Origin of the sequence: Streptomyces sp. KL116D, assembly GCF_030766975.1 — a bacterium.
GTDB classification, from domain to species: domain Bacteria; phylum Actinomycetota; class Actinomycetes; order Streptomycetales; family Streptomycetaceae; genus Streptomyces; species Streptomyces longispororuber_A.
Genome location: NZ_JASERH010000003.1, coordinates 1 through 18,407 on the forward strand (window position 1 = coordinate 1; position 18,407 = coordinate 18,407).

An 18,407-nucleotide genomic window follows, 5' to 3' on the forward strand; every position below is an offset into this window, starting at 1 on the left:
ATGCCGCCTCGGCGGTCCCGAGGTCCCGCAGTCTCGTGGAAGCGGAGGGAGCCCTCACGCGGGCGCCGGCCGGATACGCATCGCCGTGCGGGCCGCCGCAGGGGTCAACCCCGTCGACTGAGGATCCGGGAGGGCTTTCAGGTCCTGAGCGCATCCGGTCCAGCTGCCCGCCGGGCTCGGACTGGACGCGGCAGGAGTCGTGGACGAAGTGGGGCGAGGGCGTCGCAGGAGCCGAGGTCGGCGACCGTAGCCTTCGGTGAAGGCACGGACACGCACGCCGAGTTCGCCGTGCTGTCGGCCCGCCCGGATGCCCGAGGGCTGAGCTTCGAGGAGGCGGCCGGTTACCCGTCGGTGGTGGCGACCGCGCTGCGCATCATCGGGGAGGTGGGCGTGCGGCCCGACAGACACTGCTGGTCAGCGGAGCGTCCGGCGGCGTCGGATCGGCGGGAAGCTGCAGATCGCCCGCGCCCGCGCATCGCGGTCATCGGCATCGGCCGGGGCGGCGAACCAGGACTAAGCCCAGGGCCTGGGCCGCCCTCGCCACGACCTACGACGCGTGGGTTGGGTCGAGCGCGTGCGGCAAGTTGCCGGGCCGACGCGGCCCTCGACCTGGCCGGCTCCGGCGTGATCCCCGAACTCGCCGAGCTGACCGCGCGCGCGCAAGGTGGTGCTGTCCATCGCCGACCTCGGTGCACCGCGACCGGGCGTCCGCTTCTCCGGCGTGGCCGCGGGAGCGTCCCGGACGTGCGCTCGTCCGAAGCCGTCGACCTCATCACCCGCGTGTTGCGTTCCACATCCCGGTCGAGAAGTCGTACCCTCACGGAGGCGGCGATGGCGCACACCGATCACGCCGCGCCGGCCACACTCGCGGGCGCAGGGCAGTCCCGGGTCGCCTGACCCGCAGCGCCTTCGCCCCACGCCGAAACGTCCGGATCAGGCGGTCGTCTCCTGGGCGTGCCGCTTCGTTGGCGCGCGCCGACCTCGGCTCATGTGCTCCGCCCATGCGCGGAGCCCGGCCAGCGGTTCTCCCAGGGTCAGGCCCAGCGGGTGAGCCGCAGTGGACGCGGGGCGGCACCGCGGCCTCCACCCGCCGGTGCACCAGGCCGTCACGGGTCATGTTCCTGCAGGGTCACTGACAACATCTTCTGCGAGACGCCGGTCATCCTGCGTTGCAGCCCGCGAAGCGCACCTCCTTCGGGGCGGCCTCGGCCAGGACCTGATGGCCATGGAGGTCCGACTTTCGTGCCGATCCGGATCGAGCAGCCGACGCGTCGGACACCTGGATCGAACAGATCGCCGCGCTTGCCCGGAGCAGAGTGCTGGGAGGAGGGGGTCACCTGGAGCCTCACCACCTGGGGGAGAAGTGCGGTCTTGCAGCAGCCACCGTGGTTACCTATCGCTTTTGTTGTCACCATTCGTAACCACCAAGCAAGCACCATGCCTCGTCAACTCCCAGCACATCCACGGGACACGCTCGTCACCCCGTCGAGCCTCCGCCGAGTCCCCGTCAACGGCGTCGACCTCACGTGGCTGCCGGCGACGGCCCGGCGGTGCTTCTTGCCGCACGGCTTCCCGCACACCTGGCAGCTGTGGGACCGATGTCCTCGACTCCCTCGCAGGCCAGTGTACCGGGCGGTGATCGCGCCGACCCGAGCGCGGCGCGGGCGGAAGCAACCCGCGCCCGACGGCTACGACGCCGGCACGCTCGCGGACGATGCCGAAGCGCCCTCGGCGCCCTCGGAGAGACGTCGGCCGCCGTGGTCGGCATCGATGCCGGTACCCCCACCGGCGTTCCTGCTGGCCATGCGCCGGCCCGATCTCGTCCGACAGCTCGTGGTCATGGAGTCGCTGCTCGGCAGGCTGCCCGGTGCCGAGGAGTTCCTCGCCCACGGGGCACCGTGGTGGCTCGCTTCACGCGGTGCCGGGCCTCGCGGAAACCGTACTCAGCGGGCATCGGTAGCCGACTACCCGACTGGTTCACCACCGGCACCCTGGGGAGGGTGGCCTCCGCCGTGCGCGACGCCTTCGTGCACGCGTACACCGGCACCGACGCCCTGCGGTGCGCCTTCTCTTCTACCGGGCTCGCCCACCAGCGCCGAACAGATCCAGGACGCCGTCGACACGGGCCGGCTGACCGTCCCCACCCTGGCCATCGGCGCCCACCCGGTGGAAAGCCCTCGAACAGCAGCTGCGACCGGTCGCCGATCACCTCGTCGGCTCACGTGGCTCAGCCGACCGCGGCCACATCATCCCGCCGCACCGCCCCAAGAACCTGCTTCGCCCTCGGGAGCCGTTCCCTGGCCCTCGTGGTTCCGCACGATGACCTTGCCGGGCCCGCAGGAGCAGCTTTCGGGAGGCACCGGCGGATCGCATCGTCGATGAGCTTTCCGGTGTACCGGACGGTCCAAGTCGGCACACTACAACGGGAGAACCTGATGGCCAAGACGCACGTGGACGATCCGATGGGCACACACGCCCGCCGCATGTTCGAGCTCCTGAACCGATCTGCCTGGTCACCTTCATGGGCCGACGAGTGCAACGAAGAACTGGCCGCACTCGGCCACCGCACCTACTGGGACGGTTACTTCAGCCGCGCCGCACCACTGGGACGAGTACCGCTTCATGTCGTGCACGCAGCCTTCTACAACTTCGCCGACGGGGAAGCCGCACGGCACATCCCCAGCGCGTGGTCGATCCCGCCTGAGGCGTCCGTCGCCGCGCGAGAAAGCGGGGCAGCACGGCGCCTCCCTGCGCCGCATCCTCGGCGACGAGCTGGCCGGTTCCCGGGACTGGTGCGCCGCGGACCTGACCACGAAGGCCGCGACGAGCGCCCCCACCGAAGGCCGCGTGATGTACGCCGGCATGCGCACCTTGAGATCCCTGCGACCCTGTCGCCCGGTTGTGGCACTCCGGCGAGCATGCTGCGCGAGCACCGGCGGCGGTGGCCACATCGCCGCTCTCTCCCCCGGAGCGCATCGGTGGCACGGAGGCCCATGTGCTCTCTCCGCGCTGGTTAGGCATCCACCCGCCCGAGTCGTTCGGACGCATCCATCACTCCGCCGAAAGAGCGCCTGGTCAGCAGTCATGGACGGCCTGCGCGAACGCGGACTCGTCGACATCGACGGTCACTTCACTGACGCCGGCCGCGCGACCAAACAGCGCATCGAAACCGTCACCGACGAACTGCCGCCCCGCCCTACGAGGCGCCGTCGGCCGCCGAACTCGACGAGCCGATCACGGAGCCTGAACCCATCACGGCGGCTCTGGTGGCTGCAGGCTCGCAGTGAGACGCTCTGGTCCGCCTGATGATTCGCCTCGCACGATGAACCGCACGAATCCCGCCCGCCCGAAGCTCGCGCGCAGCTGGCACTTTGCTGTCGCCGGAGTCGCCGGAGTCGCCAGGTCGCCAGGAGTCGCCGGAGTCGCCGGAGTCGCCGGAGTCGCCAGACGCAGAGGCGGACAGGTCCCCTCGCCCCGTAGGCGTGCAGGGAAGCTGCGTCGACGGCGGCGCCCGCGATCTCCCTGGTCTCGGCGGCGCTCACCGCGCGCGTCCCGAGCCGCGACCGATGCCTCCATCGGGCGAAGTGAGCAGCGCCAGGAACCGCCTCGGCCGCGCGCGCCGGGTCCCGCCGCGCGCAGCCGCTCGTGCGAGCGCGGAGCCGCGCGAACCGGTCGGCCAAGGCCTCGCCGAGGCGCCGCCCCGCCGTCCGGCCCTGGACGACCTTCGGCGAGATCGGGGAACGTCGCGAGCTGCGCGTGCGTCAAGGCCCCGCAGCGCGGAGGCCCGTTGACCGCAGCACACCTTGAGGGAGCCGCGCCCGACGTCCGCGAGCCCGGCGCGTAGATCGTCACCGGTCGCGCAGCCGCCTCGACGACAGCGAGGTTCTCGGCCATCACGGAGGTCGGCGGCAGCCGCTGACGGCATGCCGGAAGAGGTTCTCCTTGTCGCTGAGGTGGTTGTAGACGGTCGGCTTGGCGACCCCGGCCTCCTCCGCGATCTCCCCACGCACGCCTGTGCGTAGCCGCGCCGCGCGAACAGCGGCGAACGCGGCGTCGAGGATCGCCTGCCGCTTGTCGATGCGGCCCCGTGGAGCGGGGCCGTCCCGCGGCCGCCGTCGTTGCTGGTGTCACGGGCGCAGACTACCTCGCGCCCAGGGCGAGTTGAACCCATGAGTTCAATCTCCAACTGCTGCGCGCCGACCGCTCAGCCCATTACGAACTCATGGGTTCAAGTTGGAGCCCATGGCGCAGTGCGGCCGAGATCCCGGAAGGGGCAGCGCATGATCGTCAACACTCTGCGGTTCAGCTTCAAGGGACGGCACGTCGTCATTAGGACGAGGCCGTGCTCGCCGCGATGTGCGGCGCACGGCGAAAGTACCGAACCGGTCGTGGTACCCGGCACGGTCGGCCGGTACTACGGGCGATCCGGGACGGAGGGCTGCTACGCACACCTACCGGTGCCGCGGTGGCGGACCTGGAGGCGCTCGAGCGCTACCTGCATCGAGCCGGTCCACATCGACGGCGACTGGCTGATCATCCCGCATCTCGCGGCAGCTCGCCGCGTTCCGGGCTTCTCCGACGACCCTGACCCCGACCTCGACGCCAAGATCCTCGCTCTGCACACCCGCAAGGCTCGAGATGTACGAGTGGGGCCGCCTCCTTGGACGCGATCCCGCGCAGGGGCCTCGTTCGGCGATCGGGACCCGACTGAACCTGTCCGCGACCACTGAGCGTAGGGGCATCCAGCGCTCGTGCGCTCGTGCGCTCGTGCACTCGTGAATCTCGTGCGATCGAAGCCGAGTCCAAGAGATGTAGGAGTGATGGGCCGAGGCCCGCGTGCCCGGATTGCCCGTGTGTCGGCGAGTACGCGGTTTTGGATACGCGGGACGATATGCGCCCGCTCGTAGCATCGAGGGCATGCGTGTGCCGATCGTCGAGGACCAGCCCTGTACGGCAGAAGTTATCCGCGACCGCCTGCGACCGGAGGCGATGGGGGGAACGATCATCTCTGGCGTGAAGGCCTTCGCCGGCGCGGCGGAGACCACGGTGCGGAGGCCCGCCGGTCTCAGCGTGCGCCCAAGCTCACTCCTCAGCTACGCCGGATTCCTCATGGTCGCCGGGGTGCTGCTGCTCGCGACGTCGGTACCTGGTGGCTCCTGCCCGACGTGACCAGCGTCGCCGGCGGACACCTCTCATCCGCCCGACCTGCTGCGGGGGCTTCCTGCCCGTCGCGGTCGCCGTCATGGCGGTGCTGCTGGTCGTCGGCCTCCTGGGAGGCTGGGATCCTGCGTACTGCTCGCCCCTGCTCACCCGCATCACAGTACGCCACCCGGCCGCCACCTCGCGGGGTCGCTGGCCCATCGCATCGAACTGCCGGGCCGCCAGGACGAGTTCCGCGAACTCGCCGACGCCTTTCGACGGCATGCTCGGGCACGCCTGGAGGCGCACGTCGTCGAGCAGCGGCGGTTCGCGCAACGCCTCACGAGCTGCGCACCCCGCTCGCGATCTCGAAGTCGCCCTCGACGTCGCCCACGCCACCCCCTGACCAGGCACATCGGGCGCCGGCTCCTGACCGCCTCCACGTCAACACCCGGGCGATCGACCCCACCGAGGGCTGTCTGCTGCCGCTCAGCCGGGCCGAGTCAGCGGTCCTTCACCCGCGGAACCCGTCGACCTGTCCCTCCTGGCGGAGGAGGCGTCGCCGAGGCGCTGCTCCTCCCTCGCGGAAAACAGGAACGGCGTCGCCATCGATACCACGCGGCGACGATCGCTTCGCGCGAACGGGTCGCAGGCGCTGCTGCTGCAGCGACCACGAACCCGTGCACAACGCGATCGTCCACAACCTGCCCGGGCATCGGCGCCGTGTCGACCACTACCGCAGCAGGCTCGGCACCGTGACGCTCACGGTCGAGAACACCGGGGAGAAGCTCGGCCCTGACTTCGTCTCGACGCTCACCGAGCCGTTCCAGACGCGGCACCGAGCGCGTGCGCGCCGACCATGACGGGCGTCGGCCTCGGCCTGGCCATCGTGCGACCATCGCTCGAGCACACGACGGCACGCTCACCTCACCCCGCGCGAGACCGGCGGCCTGCGCATCACCGTGCAACTACCCGCGTGGACATCCCCGCAGCCGTGACGCAGGATCCACCCGCGCTGCCACCTGTGCCGGGCCAGTCCAGAGCTCATCAGTGGCCTCAGAGGCGGCAGCGCCGAGGCGGCGGCCTATAGTCGATCACATGAGTCGCTGGCAGGAACTTCTCGACCGCGTGGAACGTCCGGAGCCGAGTACGCAGCGCCCGCTTCGAGGCGCTGGGCCGTAGCGGAAAGTGACATGCACGGCGCAGGCTGCGCGCTCTGCGCGGCTTCGCCGTGCCCGCCGGCAGTCGTGTGCTTGACGCCGGCTGCGGAACAGGGCGGGTCACGATCCGGCTGTCGGAGCTCGGGTATGACTGCGTCGGATTCGACCTCGATGCGTCGATGCTGGACGTGGCCGGAAGCAGGCGCCTCAGCTGCCCTGGTTCCAGACCGACGCCACGGAGTTCGACCCCGCCCTGCTCGGCATCGACGCCGACTTCGACCTCGTGATCGCCGCGGGCAACGTCCTGGCGCTGCTCGCCCCGGGACCGAAGCCGCGGTGGTCGGCAGGTTGGTTGCTGCGCTCGCGTCCGGGCGGCCTGCTGGTCGCGTTTCGGCCTGGACGCCGCCCCACCCTGCCCGTACCGCCTTCTCTCACGCTGCAGGAGTACGACGCCCACTGTGCGGCGGCCGGACTCACTCCCGTCGATCGCTTCGCAGCCTGGGACGCGGCTGCCTACGACGACGGCGGCTACGCGGTCAGTGTCCATCGCCTTGGTTCCTGACCAGACGTGACAGGCCCTGACCGAGGTGTGGTCAGGGCCTGGCCTGGACGCGATCAAGCCGCGGGCGTCGGCGGCCGGCCGTAGTCCTGGGCCTACGACGGGCCGGGGCCTTCGCCGAGGTTTCCGTTCCGGGCGGGGTGGGCGAGGTGATGCCGCTGCCTGCACCGCTGCTGTAGTGGGTGCCGAGCTCCTTGTGGTACTCGGTGTTGCCGAGGTGCTTGTCCTTGTCGAACTCCGGAGCGGACTTGATCTGCTCCTGCTGCGCGCGACGCTGATGGTCTTCGCCTCCGCGTCGATGCTGGTGATCGTGCCGGCGGGCAGCAGGACCTCCTGCCGAAGATCCACATCCCGGTGTCGACGACGATGTACCGGTCTCCGACGTCCTTGGAGTGCTTGTCGACCTTGCCGATGCTGCCGTCCATCGCTTCGACCTTGTATCCGGTCAGATCGTGTCCGGGCTGTGGCCGGCGGCGGACGGTAGTTCCAGATGTTCTCGCTCATGGTTCCTCCTCCGCGGATCGGGTGCACGGACGGGTGACACGTTTTGTGCCGTACGCCCTTATTCGTTCCGCCTACGCGAGTTCCCCTGTCGTGCGCGAACAAACCGGCTCGTCCGCTTCCGGGTCACGCCGCGTGGTTGCACGTCACGCCCGAGCCGAAGCCCAGCTCCTGTGCCGCCGAGCCGAGCAGGCTGGGCAGCAGGATCGGGAGTGCTGACGGGAGGCGAGAACCCAGGCGGCGAAGGCTTCCACCCCGTCCACGACCGCCTCGAAACGCGCAGAGTGATAGACGTCGAATGAATGCAGCCCACCGGGCAGTTCGGCGTAGACGACGGCACTGTTCAGGCGCGCCGCAGCTGCGCGACGAAGCTCCGTGCGCTCGACGGTGCCGCGCATGTCCTTGGTGCCATGGGCGACGAGGAACGGTGGCGCACCGGCGTGTACGTATCCCTCGAGGCTGCTGGGCAGGGGGCGGGCTCGTCCGGTGGTTCCCGAAGAAGTGTCCGTAGTAGCCGTAGAGGCAGATCGCCGCGGTGACCGACGTGTCTCCGACTCGAACTCCGGGCTGGAACGAGGGGTCGTTCGGCGTGAGTGCGCAAAGGGCCGCCGTGTTCGATCCGGCGGAACTGCCGGCCACGAACAGTTGTGAGGGGTCGCCCCCTGTACTCGCTGCCGTGTTCACGCACCCAGGCGATGACCTTCTTGGCGTCGATCTGGTGGCCGGGGAAGATGGTCTGGGGTCGCAGCCGATAGTTGGCACTGATGCACACCCAGCCCTGCGACGCCAGGTGGTACAGCAGCGCGGGCGCGCCTCGCGGTTCTTCGCTCCGCTCGCGTAGCGTCCTGCGTGTGCGGTCGACGGTGCGTCCGCTCTCAGCCGCGTGTGGGCGAAGAGGCTCATGGCACCGCAGACGAGGGCGACGATCGCCATTGCAGTCAGCATCCAGCCTGCATTGACGTAGCGGTGCTTGCGCAGCACCACGCGCGATGTGGACCAGGTTGTACGAGAGTGACTTGAGCTCGAATTCTTGGTCAGCCCTGAGCCACCTTGGGCGGCTGCCTCGCTCATCCTCAGGTGGGCGAGATCACCGAAAGTACCAAAGCACCTCGGGACAGTAGGTGTCCGGGTCGTCGGGGTGGCACCCAGAAGGGCGAAGGTGCCCTGGACGTTCTTCACGTGCCGAGACCACAGAGCGGCAGCCGCGCATCCGACCGCGCCTATGAGAGCCAACGCGGACAGCGCAAGAAAGCACCAGGTCTCAGGTCCCGAGGAGTGCCTGATGTCTGCCTGGGGCGAGACGGGCCGCGCGGCAATTCCCTGAACAGCAAAGTGACCAGCAAGCCGTTCACGGTAGAGAATGATCTGCGCCTTGGACTCGGCGATCTTGTACCAGTCGATGGCTCCGTTCATAGGCCCGCCAGACGTACTCCCCGGGAACCCGACGCCTTCTCCGTCATGAACTTGACATGCCCTCTGCTCGGAACCGCGGAACGCGTGCATCCCGTGCGAAGACGGGGCCAAAGCAGCCCCACTGTTTCGTACCGGTCCACGCCCCAGGCGGAGCCGGCTTCATGCCGCCGGTCGACTAGGGCGGCGCGATATATCGGTGGCGGGTGGCATCGTGGACGCCGAGATGCGGCCCAACCTGAGGTTGCCGCCCGTCGTCCCTCCTGGGGTCGGGCGGTGGGAAAGGTCCGGTCCCTGTGGCTGCCCAGGCGGCATCGACCGAGGGGGCGGTGAAGATCGGTGCGCCGGATCCATGTGAGCCGAGGGCGACCAGAGCGAGCAGGGCTTCGTGCCCGGCGGCCTCCACGGCTATGCGGGGGTGATGCCGATGTGGCGGAACCATCGGTCGGCGATGTCGCGGACCAAGCCCCTGCCCTGGGAGTACGAACAACTCATCGGGATCGGCAAGCAGCACGTTCGAACGGGGTGAGCCGGCCCGGACGGAAAGCGCCGCCTGCGGCGATCTACGACCTGATGCCGTAGTACGTCGATCACTCGTACGCGGGTGCAGTCCTCGCCGTGATCGTTCTCGCCGTGGCGGCAGGAGTGGGGCGTGTGTCAGTGAGTGACATCATCGGTTTCGTCCCGGTCGTCTGGGACCGCGTGGTCCCTGCACGACGGGTGCACGACCCTCGTGCCGTGCGAGACGGCGTCCGGCGAACCGGCCGTCCTGCTCCTGCACGGTGACGAGGCGGAGAAGGACGCGCTGCTGCTGCTGCTGCTCAAGGCCGGCGACGTCCCGCCCCAGCGCCACGGGAGCTGTTCACAGCCCCGTCCGGGACATGCGACCCGCGCCCATGGCGCACCGACTCGCTCCCCGGACGGACCAGGGGGCTGTAGCTCAGCGGCAGAGCGAGTGCCTTAACAGCGCATCCATGGTGCTGGTTCGAATCCGGTCAGGTCCACTCCGCAACTACCAGCCTCACAGGTTTTGCTTTGCTGCCCTTACTAGATGAGCAATGCCATCCCGAGTGCGCGTCCTTCGCTGATCCAGCTCCGGCCGGTGGTCTGTTTTGTGCACGTTCGTGATTTCAGCAAGTAAGCCTTCACCCTTGCGGCTCAGCTCTTCGTTGTCGGTGAGCATCTGCATCCGGAACAGAGCCTCCTGGGCCTTGGACCTGAGGTCATATGCCCGGATCTGCACAGCCTCAGCGGCTTCCGGAGAGGGCTGCTCATGCGTACAGAACCACAGGTGCACGAGACATCGCCGGTAGTTGACCAAAGCTGCTGCGTAGGCCGTGTGTGCGTCCAGCCGTTCCTGACGCAGCTTCTCGCCCCGTGTGAACTGGTGGCCTCTCTCCGAGGTGCGCCGCTGAACCCCCAGGGTGATACCCGAACCGAGCAGGGTGCCTAAGACGGCGATGGCACTGGCGATTATGGCTTCCACCCCAGTAGAAGACCACGGCTGAAGTGGCTCCGTGATCGATTTTTGCAGGAGCAGCTGTCGTAAGCGCTGGGGAGCAAAACCTCTGTGAGACAGAGCTTGTGGCCCCCACCGAGCCTCCGCCCACTTCTGACGTCGATCTGCATCGCTGGTTCGGCACGCAAACCAGCTGGGCTGACCAAGACCTCGATCGCCCGGCCTGGCACGACGCCCCGTCAGTGAAGAGGATCCGCGAGGTGATCGCGGCCAACCCACCACTGGGGGCGCCGTGAGCCCGAGGAAGGCGAGATCCGGTCAGAGAATGAAGACGCTCTGTGCGGTCTCGGTGTGGTACGTCTCGCCCGGGTAAACCAGCCATTCCACGGAGCCGGTGCAGTCGGGGCCGCTGTGAACCTCCACGATGGCGTCGGTGTTGTTGGCGATGGAGGTTGGGAACCAGTCCACCGAGTAGCAGCCGCTCGGGTCCGAAAAATCCTGGCCGTTGATGGTGAGCACCCCTCCTGCGGCATGAGCCGAGGCAGGGACTGAGACAGCGAGAAGAGCCGATGCGGCCATGGTGCCGAGCACGGTGGTCATGCGACGAAGGTTCATGATCAAGTCAACGCCGGTCACCAGCGACGGTCACCCGCGCATTGCGGTGAATTCGTTGCAGCCCACGCCAATCCTGAACTCCCCTGCCCGGTCGGCATTTATGTGAGCCATGACCCGGTGGATCATCGTGCGGGATCTCTGCGGCGGGCCTCGTAGCCGCGTGTCAGGCGGCGGTGCTGCACTCAGCCAGCCCCATGTCCGCTCGGTGGCACCGTTTGCTCAGCGGCTCGAATCCCCGCCAGGGCCCGCGGCCGCCGCACGACCTCCACATCGATGCCGAGCCCGGCGCCGCGGTTGAAAGTGCTGCTCTCGTAGCCGCCGTCGGCCCAGAGTCGCTGTTGGAAGGAGAGCGTGCGTGATCCTCGCCGACACGGAGGCTGCGGCGCTCACGCTGGTCGGTCGCGTGAAGTTTGTGTACCGCTGAAGACGCGAGGGCGCCGCGTTACTGACCGCCGGGATGAGCAGGGGGCGTCGAGGTAAGACCTGAAGGAGCTGCCTGCGCATCGTCCAGTGCGAGCCGCTCCCGAAGCCCTCCGTCGTTCGCGCGCGCAGGCCGTTGATGCGGTACTCAGGCGGAGACGAGCCGTGCGGCTGCAGCCTGACCCCCATGCACTCTGCAGCGGGTGTTGACGATGCTTGGTGGCGCTCTGGATCACGCATGCTCGACATGCGTGCGACCTCGGATATGCCGATCTACGAGGCGCATTAGAAACTTCGGCCGTCCGAGGGGCGTTCGGGTGTGCTGCTGCGCGCGTCTCAGCGCGTGCTCCTGGCTGTCTTCGCAGCCTGCCTGCGGTGCAGTGCTGGGCTTCTACCGTGCTGGCACCGCGAACGGCTGCTGCAACTCAGATGGCGCTGGCTGGGCTGATTCTGGTGGCGCGCCTGCTGGCCTGGGGGCTCGTCTGCATGAGGCTCGTCGCAGGGCTGTGCGGCGTTTAGAGCGTCGTCGCCTGCGCCGGGAACGGCGCCGCTGGCGCATGGCCGCTAGTGCACGAAAGGGGCATTGCTCGACGTGGTAAACGAGTCAGGGTGCGCTGCGCCGTACCAGGCGTCCTCTGGTGGGCCTGGGCCCTGACGGGTCTTCAGCCCGCTTGAAGGCGGGTCCCTGCTGTGCAGCAGCGCGGCACACCCATTCCTTGCCGCCGGAACTGGCGGCGTTTTTCGCCCGCAGACGGCGGGAGACCGGCACCGAGCGGGCCAAGACCGCATAGGGTCGATCCGTATGGGGCGCGACCGCGCGGCACGGCCGGCGCCGCAAACCCCGAAAGGCCCTGAAAGACCCAACTGGGCGATCTCGATGACGGCCTGGCGGGGCGTCGTCGGCACGGGTGTGGTGGTGAGCGGCGCGGGCGGCGCCGACGCCGCGCACGCCAGCGTCCTGGGGTGAGGTCGCCGCATGCGAGTCCAGCGGCAACAGGCACATCAACGCGGCTTAACGGCTGCTGCGGCGGACTCCAGTTCCGGCGCGTCGACCCTGGCGCACGTGTGTGGCGGCGCCGATACGCGAGCCGCAGGCCGTACCTCGCCACCAGGTGCAGCAGATCCTGATCGCGAGCGGGCGCTCGCACTCACTGCGGAGCGTGGCCCGTGTGCAGCGTCAGGGCCGGCCTCACTCGCCGGCGCCAAGTCTTGCAAGAGCGCCCACGGTGCAGAAGGCGGTGCCACCAGCCGGCGTCGGCGAGCCGAAGCCGAAGGTGGTGGCGGGCACGGCGGCCAGGGCCGTGGGCTTCAGCCGCTCCAGATCGGCTTCGTGCCTACCGCCCGGGCGTAGCAGCCCCAGTGCTACAGGCTGCTCCGCTTCGCCTCGGCGGCATGGCGGTGCGGGCGTGAAGACATCGCACCGCCGACGCGCAGTGCGAACGCTTGCCTCAGGTGGTGCACCTGAAGGCGCTGCGCGGCGACCTGATCGCACGGTCAGAGGTGCAGCGTCTGGCCGGGGTAGTCACCACGAGTGCCGACCGCACCAACGAACGCTCCATCACGATCGGGTGACCAACCGGTAGAACCGCGTCCGTGGCAGCTGCGTTCTACTGGCAGGACCGATAGCGATATCCGCGCCTGGACGTGATTGCCCTTCCGGTCATCGAAGGTGTGCTTCACCGAGTTCCGCTTGATCCTGAAGGTGTACGACTCGCCCTGGAACTCAGGAACAAGTCCTACCGCGTCAGTCGATCCTGCCGGTCTGAACGAGCTTCTTCCCCATCAGCTGATCGCAGAGGACTCGTGCCTGAGGGGATGGAATCGCTTCTCAGGGCTGCTCTGACCTCAACTGTCCTCACGGGGTATGCACTGTTGACCTCAGATAACTAGATGCGTGTCGTGTGATAGTGATCGCCGTGACGGTGACGCGGAAGGTTCGCCGGTACTCCGGCGGCGTGTACACACGCTTGGGGCTGCACGTGGTGTGGTGCCCGAAGTACCGTCGCCGGGTTCTGGATGGCCGTGTCGCGCTGTCCGGCCGCGCTGAGGCTGGTCGAGGCGAAGGCGGCAGAAGCTGGGAGATCATCGCCCTTGGGTGCTGCCCGATCACGCATTGCACCTGTTCGATCCAAGCACGAGCCGAAGGCTCCTGCGTCCTACGTCGCTGAACCGGTTCAAGAGCTTCACCTCTCGCGTGCTCCGTTCCGGGTTCCGCACCTGAGGAGTCGCAGGTGCACGCTGCTGGGTCGTCAGTCGTTCTTCGTCGCCTCGGTCGGCGCGGTCAGCGCGCGGACACGGTGCGAGTGCATCAACGCCCGAGTGGGAACGGCCCTGGACGAAGAAGCAGAAGGAGGGACAGGCGTGATACGCGCCTACAAGTTTCTCCTTCGCCCCACTGTCCGCCAGCGCCAGGCGCTCGGCGAGGATGCTGCAGGATCACTGCTCGCTCTACAACGGCGCCTTACAGGAACGCCGCGACGCCTATCGGCATGCCTCGAAGACCAGTATCAAGTACGGGCAGCGGTCCGCGCAGCTCAAGGAAATCGCGCCTTCGACCCGGAGCGTCAGGGCCCGCTGGTCGTTCAGTTCGCAGCAGGCCACCCTGCGCCGTCTCGACAAAGCGTTTGCCGCGTTCTTCCGCCGGGTCAAGTCCGGCCACCCGAGCTACCCGCGCTTTCGCGATGAACTGGTTCGACACGGTGGACTTCCCCAAGGGACGGCGACGGATGCCGCTGGGACTCCACCCCGCGACCCCGTCACCCGCGCGCCTCCAGGCGTCGGACACGTCCGCGTGCACCAGCACCGGCCCGTGAAGGGTCGCGTCAACACCGTCAGCATCAAGCGCGGCGGTCGGCGGTGATACGTCATCGTCGCCTGCGACGAGGGTGGCCGCCAGCCGCTGCCCGCCACGGGTACGGCGTGCGGCATCGACACGGCGTCACGCATTTCCTCACCACCTCCGAGGGTGCGCACGTCGAAAACCTCCGGCCCGGCAAGCGCAACGCCGACGCCCTCGCCGAGGCTCAGCAGTGCCCTCAAGGCGTTCCCTCGTCGCAAGCGGGAGAGCTGCACCACCAAGCACCGCCGGGCCGTGGAGAAGGTTGCCAAGCTGCAACCGCAAGGGTCCGCCGTCAGCGCCTGGACCGCGCGCACAAAGCCGCGCTCTGCCTGGTCCGCGACTACGACCAGATCGCGCACGAGCGGCTGAGCATCGCGAACATGGTTCGCACCCCAAAGCCGAAGCCCGACCTCGAGGCCGGAGCGTTCCTGCCGAACGGCGCCGCCTCGAAGGCCGGACTCAACCGCGGCATTCTTGACGCGGGTTGGGGGGTGTTCCTGGGCATCCTCGCGCAGAAGGCTGAAAGCGCCGCTCGCGTACTGATCCCGGTGGACCCCCGCAGCACCTCGCGCACCTACCGCCCAAGTGCGGGCACGTGGACGCGCAGAACCGCGACGGCGAGAGGGTTCCAGTGCACCTCATGCCAGCACATCGACCACGCCGACCGCGTGGGTGCCTGGAACGTCGCACTCCAGGGCCGGGCTGGTTCTTCCCGACGTGGCATAGCCACCGACCAGGGAGAAGCCCCGGATTTATCCGGGGAGGAGTCACGTAGAAGAAGATGTCTGCGTCTGCGGCGCTGTTGTTCACCTTCCGGATCCGCCAGTTCAGGTCCTTGGTCGCCTGCGAGGTTTTCGGGCCGAAGATGCCGTCTGCCATGGCGAAGGTGAACTGTGACCGTCGCTGTCGTACTCGGCGCCCTCGGCCCAAAGGATCTTCTGCCAGAAGCAGGCGGCGTTGGAGGTCGCGAACGTGGAGATGTCGATCCTGCCCTCGCCGTTGAGATCGTCACCGTACTGTCGTATCTGCGGATCCATCCGTCAGACGTCTTGGGCCTCGGCAGGGAACCGTGGATGCGGTCAGTGCGATGCCCAGGACGGCGAGGGCTGGCGAGCGACTTTCACGTGGTCCCCCATGCGTTGTGTGTGCGTCGAGCCGGTTGCCGCGGTGCGGCAGATGCTGCTGGTCACTGTGGAGACCTCTTTGCGCGCTGAGAACCTGGAACTATTCAGGGTTGACCCGGGAGGGAGAGTGCGGAACCCTGGCTCTCTTCGTGGTCATCGGCCCGCCCGCCGCGGGCAAGAGCACGTGGGTCAACGAGCGCGCGAAGGGCGGCGAGCCGATGCCGCTGCGGGTGTCCTCGCTGCCGAATCCGTACTGTCGCATGTCGGCGATATATCGGTGACTGGTGACATCGTGGTCGTCGCGTTGCTCTTCCGAGCAGCCTCCCGCCGCGTCCCACGGGAGCTTCCGCCATGTCTCAACCCGCATCCACCACCAACCGCGCGTACCTGATCACCGGTGGCAACGCGGGCATCGGGTACTTCACCGCCGAGCAGCTGGCCGGCACCGGTGCCACGGTCGTGCTGGGCAGCCGGAGCCCGCGGGCGGGCCGAAGCCGCCCTCGACGCGATCCCGCGCGCGTGCCCGGAGCTCGGGTGCGGTCGGTGCGTCTCGACCTCGCCGACCTCGGCTCCGCTTGCAGGCGACGGCGGAAGCGCTGGAGGTGGAGCACCTCGACGCGGTGGTCCACAACGCCGGCGTCCTCCTCGAAGAGCCGGAGCGGACGGAAACGGGGACGGCAGCGAGACCCATTTCGGCATCAACCACCTCGGGCACTTCGCGCTTGACCCACTGGCTGATGCCCTTGCTGAAGGCCGCGCCGGACGCCCGCATCGTGACCGTCGGCAGCTTCGCCGCCAAGTCGGAGCACCTGGACCTGGACGATCTGCAGACCCGCACCGACTACCGGGCCAAGCGCACCTACGCCCGCTCGAAGCTGGCCCAGATGTACTGTCGGGCTCGAGTGGACCGTCGCCTGCGCGCCGCGGGCAGCACGGTGTCGAGCATGGTGGTGCACCCCGGCGGGGCACTGAATGCACTCACCCCGTCGCGGCCACCTGTCCCACGTAAGGCAGGCCGGGGCGGCACTGCGCGCGGCGCCCGCCGCCCTCCTGCTTCAGGGCAAGCACGCCGGGGCCCGGCCGGCGGTCCGGGCGGTGCTCGATCCGCGGATCGCCGGGGGTGAGCTGTGGGGCCCGCGCATCTTCGGCCTGCGGGGCCGCCCCGCACCGCGAGCGGCTGTGGGCGCAGCTGGAGGACCGCGAAGCAGCACGTCGCCTGTGGGATGCGAGCGCGAAGCTGACCGGTGTCTGACCGGTGTCGCGCCTGCCGCCGGCCGGTAGTCCCCTCGGGGCGCCATGAGGCCAGCCGCGATGCAGGTCGGACGCGTGGCGGCCGGGGTTCGGGCAGGTGAGGAGGGTTCCGTCGCCGCCCGACGCTCCAGTTGCTGGTGGGATTCGGATGGGCCAGTTTGGTTGGTGTTGTGGGGGTTACTCAAAGCGTTGCCCGTCTGAACCATCCCACCCTCAGGAGGAGACATGACGAGCCCCGATCAGGACCCGAACCAGAACGAAGGACCTGCGGACGGCGGCGCCTCCGGAACGCCGGGTGTCCATGACGGCGGTGCCGATGGTGGGGCGGAGGGCCCCGCGGACGAGTGGCGCCTCCGGGTACGCCCGGGCGTTCCAGGACGGCAGTGCCGATGGTGGGGCGGAGGGCCCCGCGGATGGTGGGGGCGGCGGGAACGCCCGGGGTGTGCGCGACGGCGGTGCTGACGGTGGAGCAGGGAGGGGCCCGGCCGACGGTGGCGCCTCCGGTACGCCGGGTGTCCATGACGGCGGTGCCGATGGTGGGGCGGAGGGCCCCCGCGGATGGTGGGGCGCGCGGGTACGCCGGGTGTGCACGACGGCGGTGCTGACGGTGGAGCTGAGGGCCCCGGCCGACGGTGGCGCCTCCGGTACGCCGGGTGTCAGGACGGCGGCGCCGACGGTGGGGCACAGCAGGTCCGGCAGCGGCGCTTGAGTATCCCCGCCGCGGACGTCCGCGCCGCCACCCGGGCGGGCCGCGGCGTCCTGGAAACTCGGCTGACCAACCTGAGCCGGCAGGATTTCGCCCACGACGTCTGGGGGCGCGCGCCCTGCTCACCCGCCCGCCCGCGGCGCTTCACCGACTGTTCTCCGCCGACGCGGTCGATGAGCCTGGTCTCACGGCGCGGGCTGCGGCCCTTCCTGCGCGCGTGGCCAAAGGAGCGAGCGCCACGCTGCCGGAGCATCGATTCACCTCGCCCGGCGGCGTGGGCGCCTCGATCGAGGACCAGCTCGACGACACCGCGCTGTGGCGCAGCTTTGCCGACGGCGCCACGTTGGTCCTCAGGCGCTGCAGCGCACCTGGGAGCCGTCGCCGACTTCAGTTCCCGCCTCGGCGTCGAACTGGGGCACGGTGCAGGCCAATGCCTACGTCACCGCCGCAGAGCCGAGGGTTCGACGACCACTACGACGTGCGACGTCTTCGTCACCTGCAGGTCTCGGGAGCTCAAACGCTGGATCATCCATGAACCGGTCCATCCCAGACGCTGCGGGACCAGCCCTGGACCGACCGTCGCTCCGGACGTGGCGGAGGCGGCGGAGCGCGAAGCTCACCTCGGCGCCGTGCTCACTGCCCGGGGACGTCCTCTATCTGCCGCGCGGTTGGTTGCGCCGCCGAGGCCCCAGGGCGCCGTCTCCGATCCACCTGACGCTGGGGTCCACAACTGGACGCGCCATGCTCTGGCCGAGCAACTCGCGCAGTCGGCCTTGCAGTTGCTGCGCGACGACCCCAGATGCGCAGATCCCTTCCCTGGGAGCTGACGGGCCCAGGGCGAGGACGACCTCGCCACGGTCCGCCTACGCCTCATCGCGGCACTGGCGGAAGCGGACGCCGCGCCGCAGTTTCCCATCGGGCCCGGCGCCGTCAGGCGCGCCCGGCACCGCTGGGGCCGCTCGCCCAGCTTGCGGCCGTCGACGATCTCGCGCCCGCCACGCAAGTGCGGCTGCGCGACGCCCTGGAAGCACGGCTCGAAGGGCGCCGTCTGCACTCGCGTGTCCGGCTGGCTCGACTTTCCGGACGAACAACTCCCGCTGGTGGAAGGCCTGTTGGAAGGTCGGGTGCACGCGGCAGGCGACCTTGGCATGGATTTCGCCGACAGGCTGCTGCGCGCGGGCGTGCTCGTGCCCGCCGGACCACCTGGACCATGACGTGACGGGA

At 69.0% G+C, this 18,407-nt stretch carries 10 protein-coding genes and 7 pseudogenes; 11 read left to right on the forward strand and 6 right to left on the reverse strand.

Annotation, left to right across the window (positions count from 1 at the left end; all coding sequences use genetic code 11):
- Positions 1-884 (forward strand): annotated as a pseudogene (locus RBJ77_RS00335) (alcohol dehydrogenase catalytic domain-containing protein); the annotation flags it as partial.
- A gap of 49 nt (positions 885-933) precedes the next feature.
- Here RBJ77_RS00335 and RBJ77_RS00340 read toward each other — a convergent pair.
- Positions 934-1,337, reverse strand: a pseudogene (locus RBJ77_RS00340) (winged helix-turn-helix transcriptional regulator).
- A gap of 100 nt (positions 1,338-1,437) precedes the next feature.
- On the opposite strand from RBJ77_RS00340, the pseudogene RBJ77_RS00345 reads away from it, so the two are divergent.
- The 3 genes and pseudogenes from RBJ77_RS00345 (at position 1,438) to RBJ77_RS00355 (ending at position 3,306) form a co-directional block, all read left to right on the forward strand.
- A pseudogene (locus tag RBJ77_RS00345) lies at positions 1,438-2,323 on the forward strand (alpha/beta fold hydrolase).
- 160 nt (positions 2,324-2,483) lie between these two features.
- A pseudogene (locus tag RBJ77_RS00350) lies at positions 2,484-2,723 on the forward strand (MarR family transcriptional regulator); the annotation flags it as partial.
- Positions 2,623-3,306 carry a hypothetical protein gene (locus RBJ77_RS00355; RefSeq protein WP_372343100.1) on the forward strand — a complete coding sequence of 228 codons (684 nt, stop codon included), beginning with the start codon at positions 2,623-2,625 and terminating at the stop codon, positions 3,304-3,306. The pseudogene RBJ77_RS00350 and the gene RBJ77_RS00355, both read left to right, overlap by 101 nt.
- A gap of 587 nt (positions 3,307-3,893) precedes the next feature.
- Here the strand turns inward: RBJ77_RS00355 and RBJ77_RS00360 are convergent.
- Complete coding sequence (locus RBJ77_RS00360; RefSeq protein ID WP_372343089.1) at positions 3,894-4,010, reverse strand: helix-turn-helix domain-containing protein; 117 nt, start codon at positions 4,008-4,010, stop codon at positions 3,894-3,896.
- A 1,003-nt stretch (positions 4,011-5,013) separates the two neighbouring features.
- On the opposite strand from RBJ77_RS00360, the gene RBJ77_RS00365 reads away from it, so the two are divergent.
- From RBJ77_RS00365 to RBJ77_RS00375, 3 genes are all read left to right on the forward strand, one after another.
- Positions 5,014-5,169 carry a hypothetical protein gene (locus RBJ77_RS00365; RefSeq protein WP_372343090.1) on the forward strand — a complete coding sequence of 52 codons (156 nt, stop codon included), beginning with the start codon at positions 5,014-5,016 and terminating at the stop codon, positions 5,167-5,169.
- Between the two features lie 650 nt (positions 5,170-5,819).
- Complete coding sequence (locus tag RBJ77_RS00370; protein ID WP_372343091.1) at positions 5,820-6,002, forward strand: hypothetical protein; 183 nt, start codon at positions 5,820-5,822, stop codon at positions 6,000-6,002.
- Positions 6,003-6,388: 386 nt separating this feature from the next.
- The gene (locus tag RBJ77_RS00375) at positions 6,389-6,586 is read left to right on the forward strand and encodes a methyltransferase domain-containing protein (RefSeq protein WP_372343101.1); all 198 of its coding nucleotides are present in this window, start codon (positions 6,389-6,391) and stop codon (positions 6,584-6,586) included.
- A gap of 444 nt (positions 6,587-7,030) precedes the next feature.
- Here RBJ77_RS00375 and RBJ77_RS00380 read toward each other — a convergent pair.
- From RBJ77_RS00380 to RBJ77_RS00395, 4 genes and pseudogenes are all read right to left on the reverse strand, one after another.
- Positions 7,031-7,362, reverse strand: a pseudogene (locus RBJ77_RS00380) (PRC-barrel domain-containing protein); the annotation flags it as partial.
- Between the two features lie 340 nt (positions 7,363-7,702).
- Entirely contained in the window at positions 7,703-8,131 is a 429-nt protein-coding gene (locus tag RBJ77_RS00385; RefSeq protein ID WP_372343092.1) for a hypothetical protein, read from the reverse strand.
- A gap of 1,659 nt (positions 8,132-9,790) precedes the next feature.
- Entirely contained in the window at positions 9,791-10,255 is a 465-nt protein-coding gene (locus tag RBJ77_RS00390) for a hypothetical protein (protein ID WP_372343093.1), read from the reverse strand.
- Positions 10,256-10,546: 291 nt separating this feature from the next.
- Positions 10,547-10,828, reverse strand: coding sequence for a hypothetical protein (locus tag RBJ77_RS00395; RefSeq protein ID WP_372343094.1), 282 nt, complete (start codon positions 10,826-10,828; stop codon positions 10,547-10,549).
- Positions 10,829-13,688: 2,860 nt separating this feature from the next.
- On the opposite strand from RBJ77_RS00395, the gene RBJ77_RS00400 reads away from it, so the two are divergent.
- The 4 genes and pseudogenes from RBJ77_RS00400 (at position 13,689) to RBJ77_RS00415 (ending at position 18,397) form a co-directional block, all read left to right on the forward strand.
- Entirely contained in the window at positions 13,689-14,123 is a 435-nt protein-coding gene (locus RBJ77_RS00400) for a hypothetical protein (protein WP_372343095.1), read from the forward strand.
- 359 nt (positions 14,124-14,482) lie between these two features.
- Positions 14,483-14,992: a zinc ribbon domain-containing protein gene (locus RBJ77_RS00405; protein ID WP_372343102.1), complete on the forward strand. Its 510-nt coding sequence runs from the start codon at positions 14,483-14,485 to the stop codon at positions 14,990-14,992.
- Between the two features lie 585 nt (positions 14,993-15,577).
- Positions 15,578-16,478 (forward strand): annotated as a pseudogene (locus RBJ77_RS00410) (SDR family NAD(P)-dependent oxidoreductase).
- Positions 16,479-17,182: 704 nt separating this feature from the next.
- Positions 17,183-18,397 (forward strand): annotated as a pseudogene (locus RBJ77_RS00415) (JmjC domain-containing protein).
- Positions 18,398-18,407 lie beyond the last annotated feature (10 nt).

What these genes read in the sequence shown, in the direction of transcription:
- RBJ77_RS00400 (WP_372343095.1), top strand. Translation starts at nt 13,689, where the DNA reads ATGCTGCAGGATCACTGCTCGCTCTACAACGGCGCCTTACAGGAACGC.
- RBJ77_RS00405 (WP_372343102.1), top strand. Translation starts at nt 14,483, where the DNA reads ATGGTTCGCACCCCAAAGCCGAAGCCCGACCTCGAGGCCGGAGCGTTC.
- RBJ77_RS00355 (WP_372343100.1), top strand. Translation starts at nt 2,623, where the DNA reads ATGTCGTGCACGCAGCCTTCTACAACTTCGCCGACGGGGAAGCCGCAC.
- RBJ77_RS00395 (WP_372343094.1), bottom strand. Translation starts at nt 10,828, where the DNA reads ATGACCACCGTGCTCGGCACCATGGCCGCATCGGCTCTTCTCGCTGTC.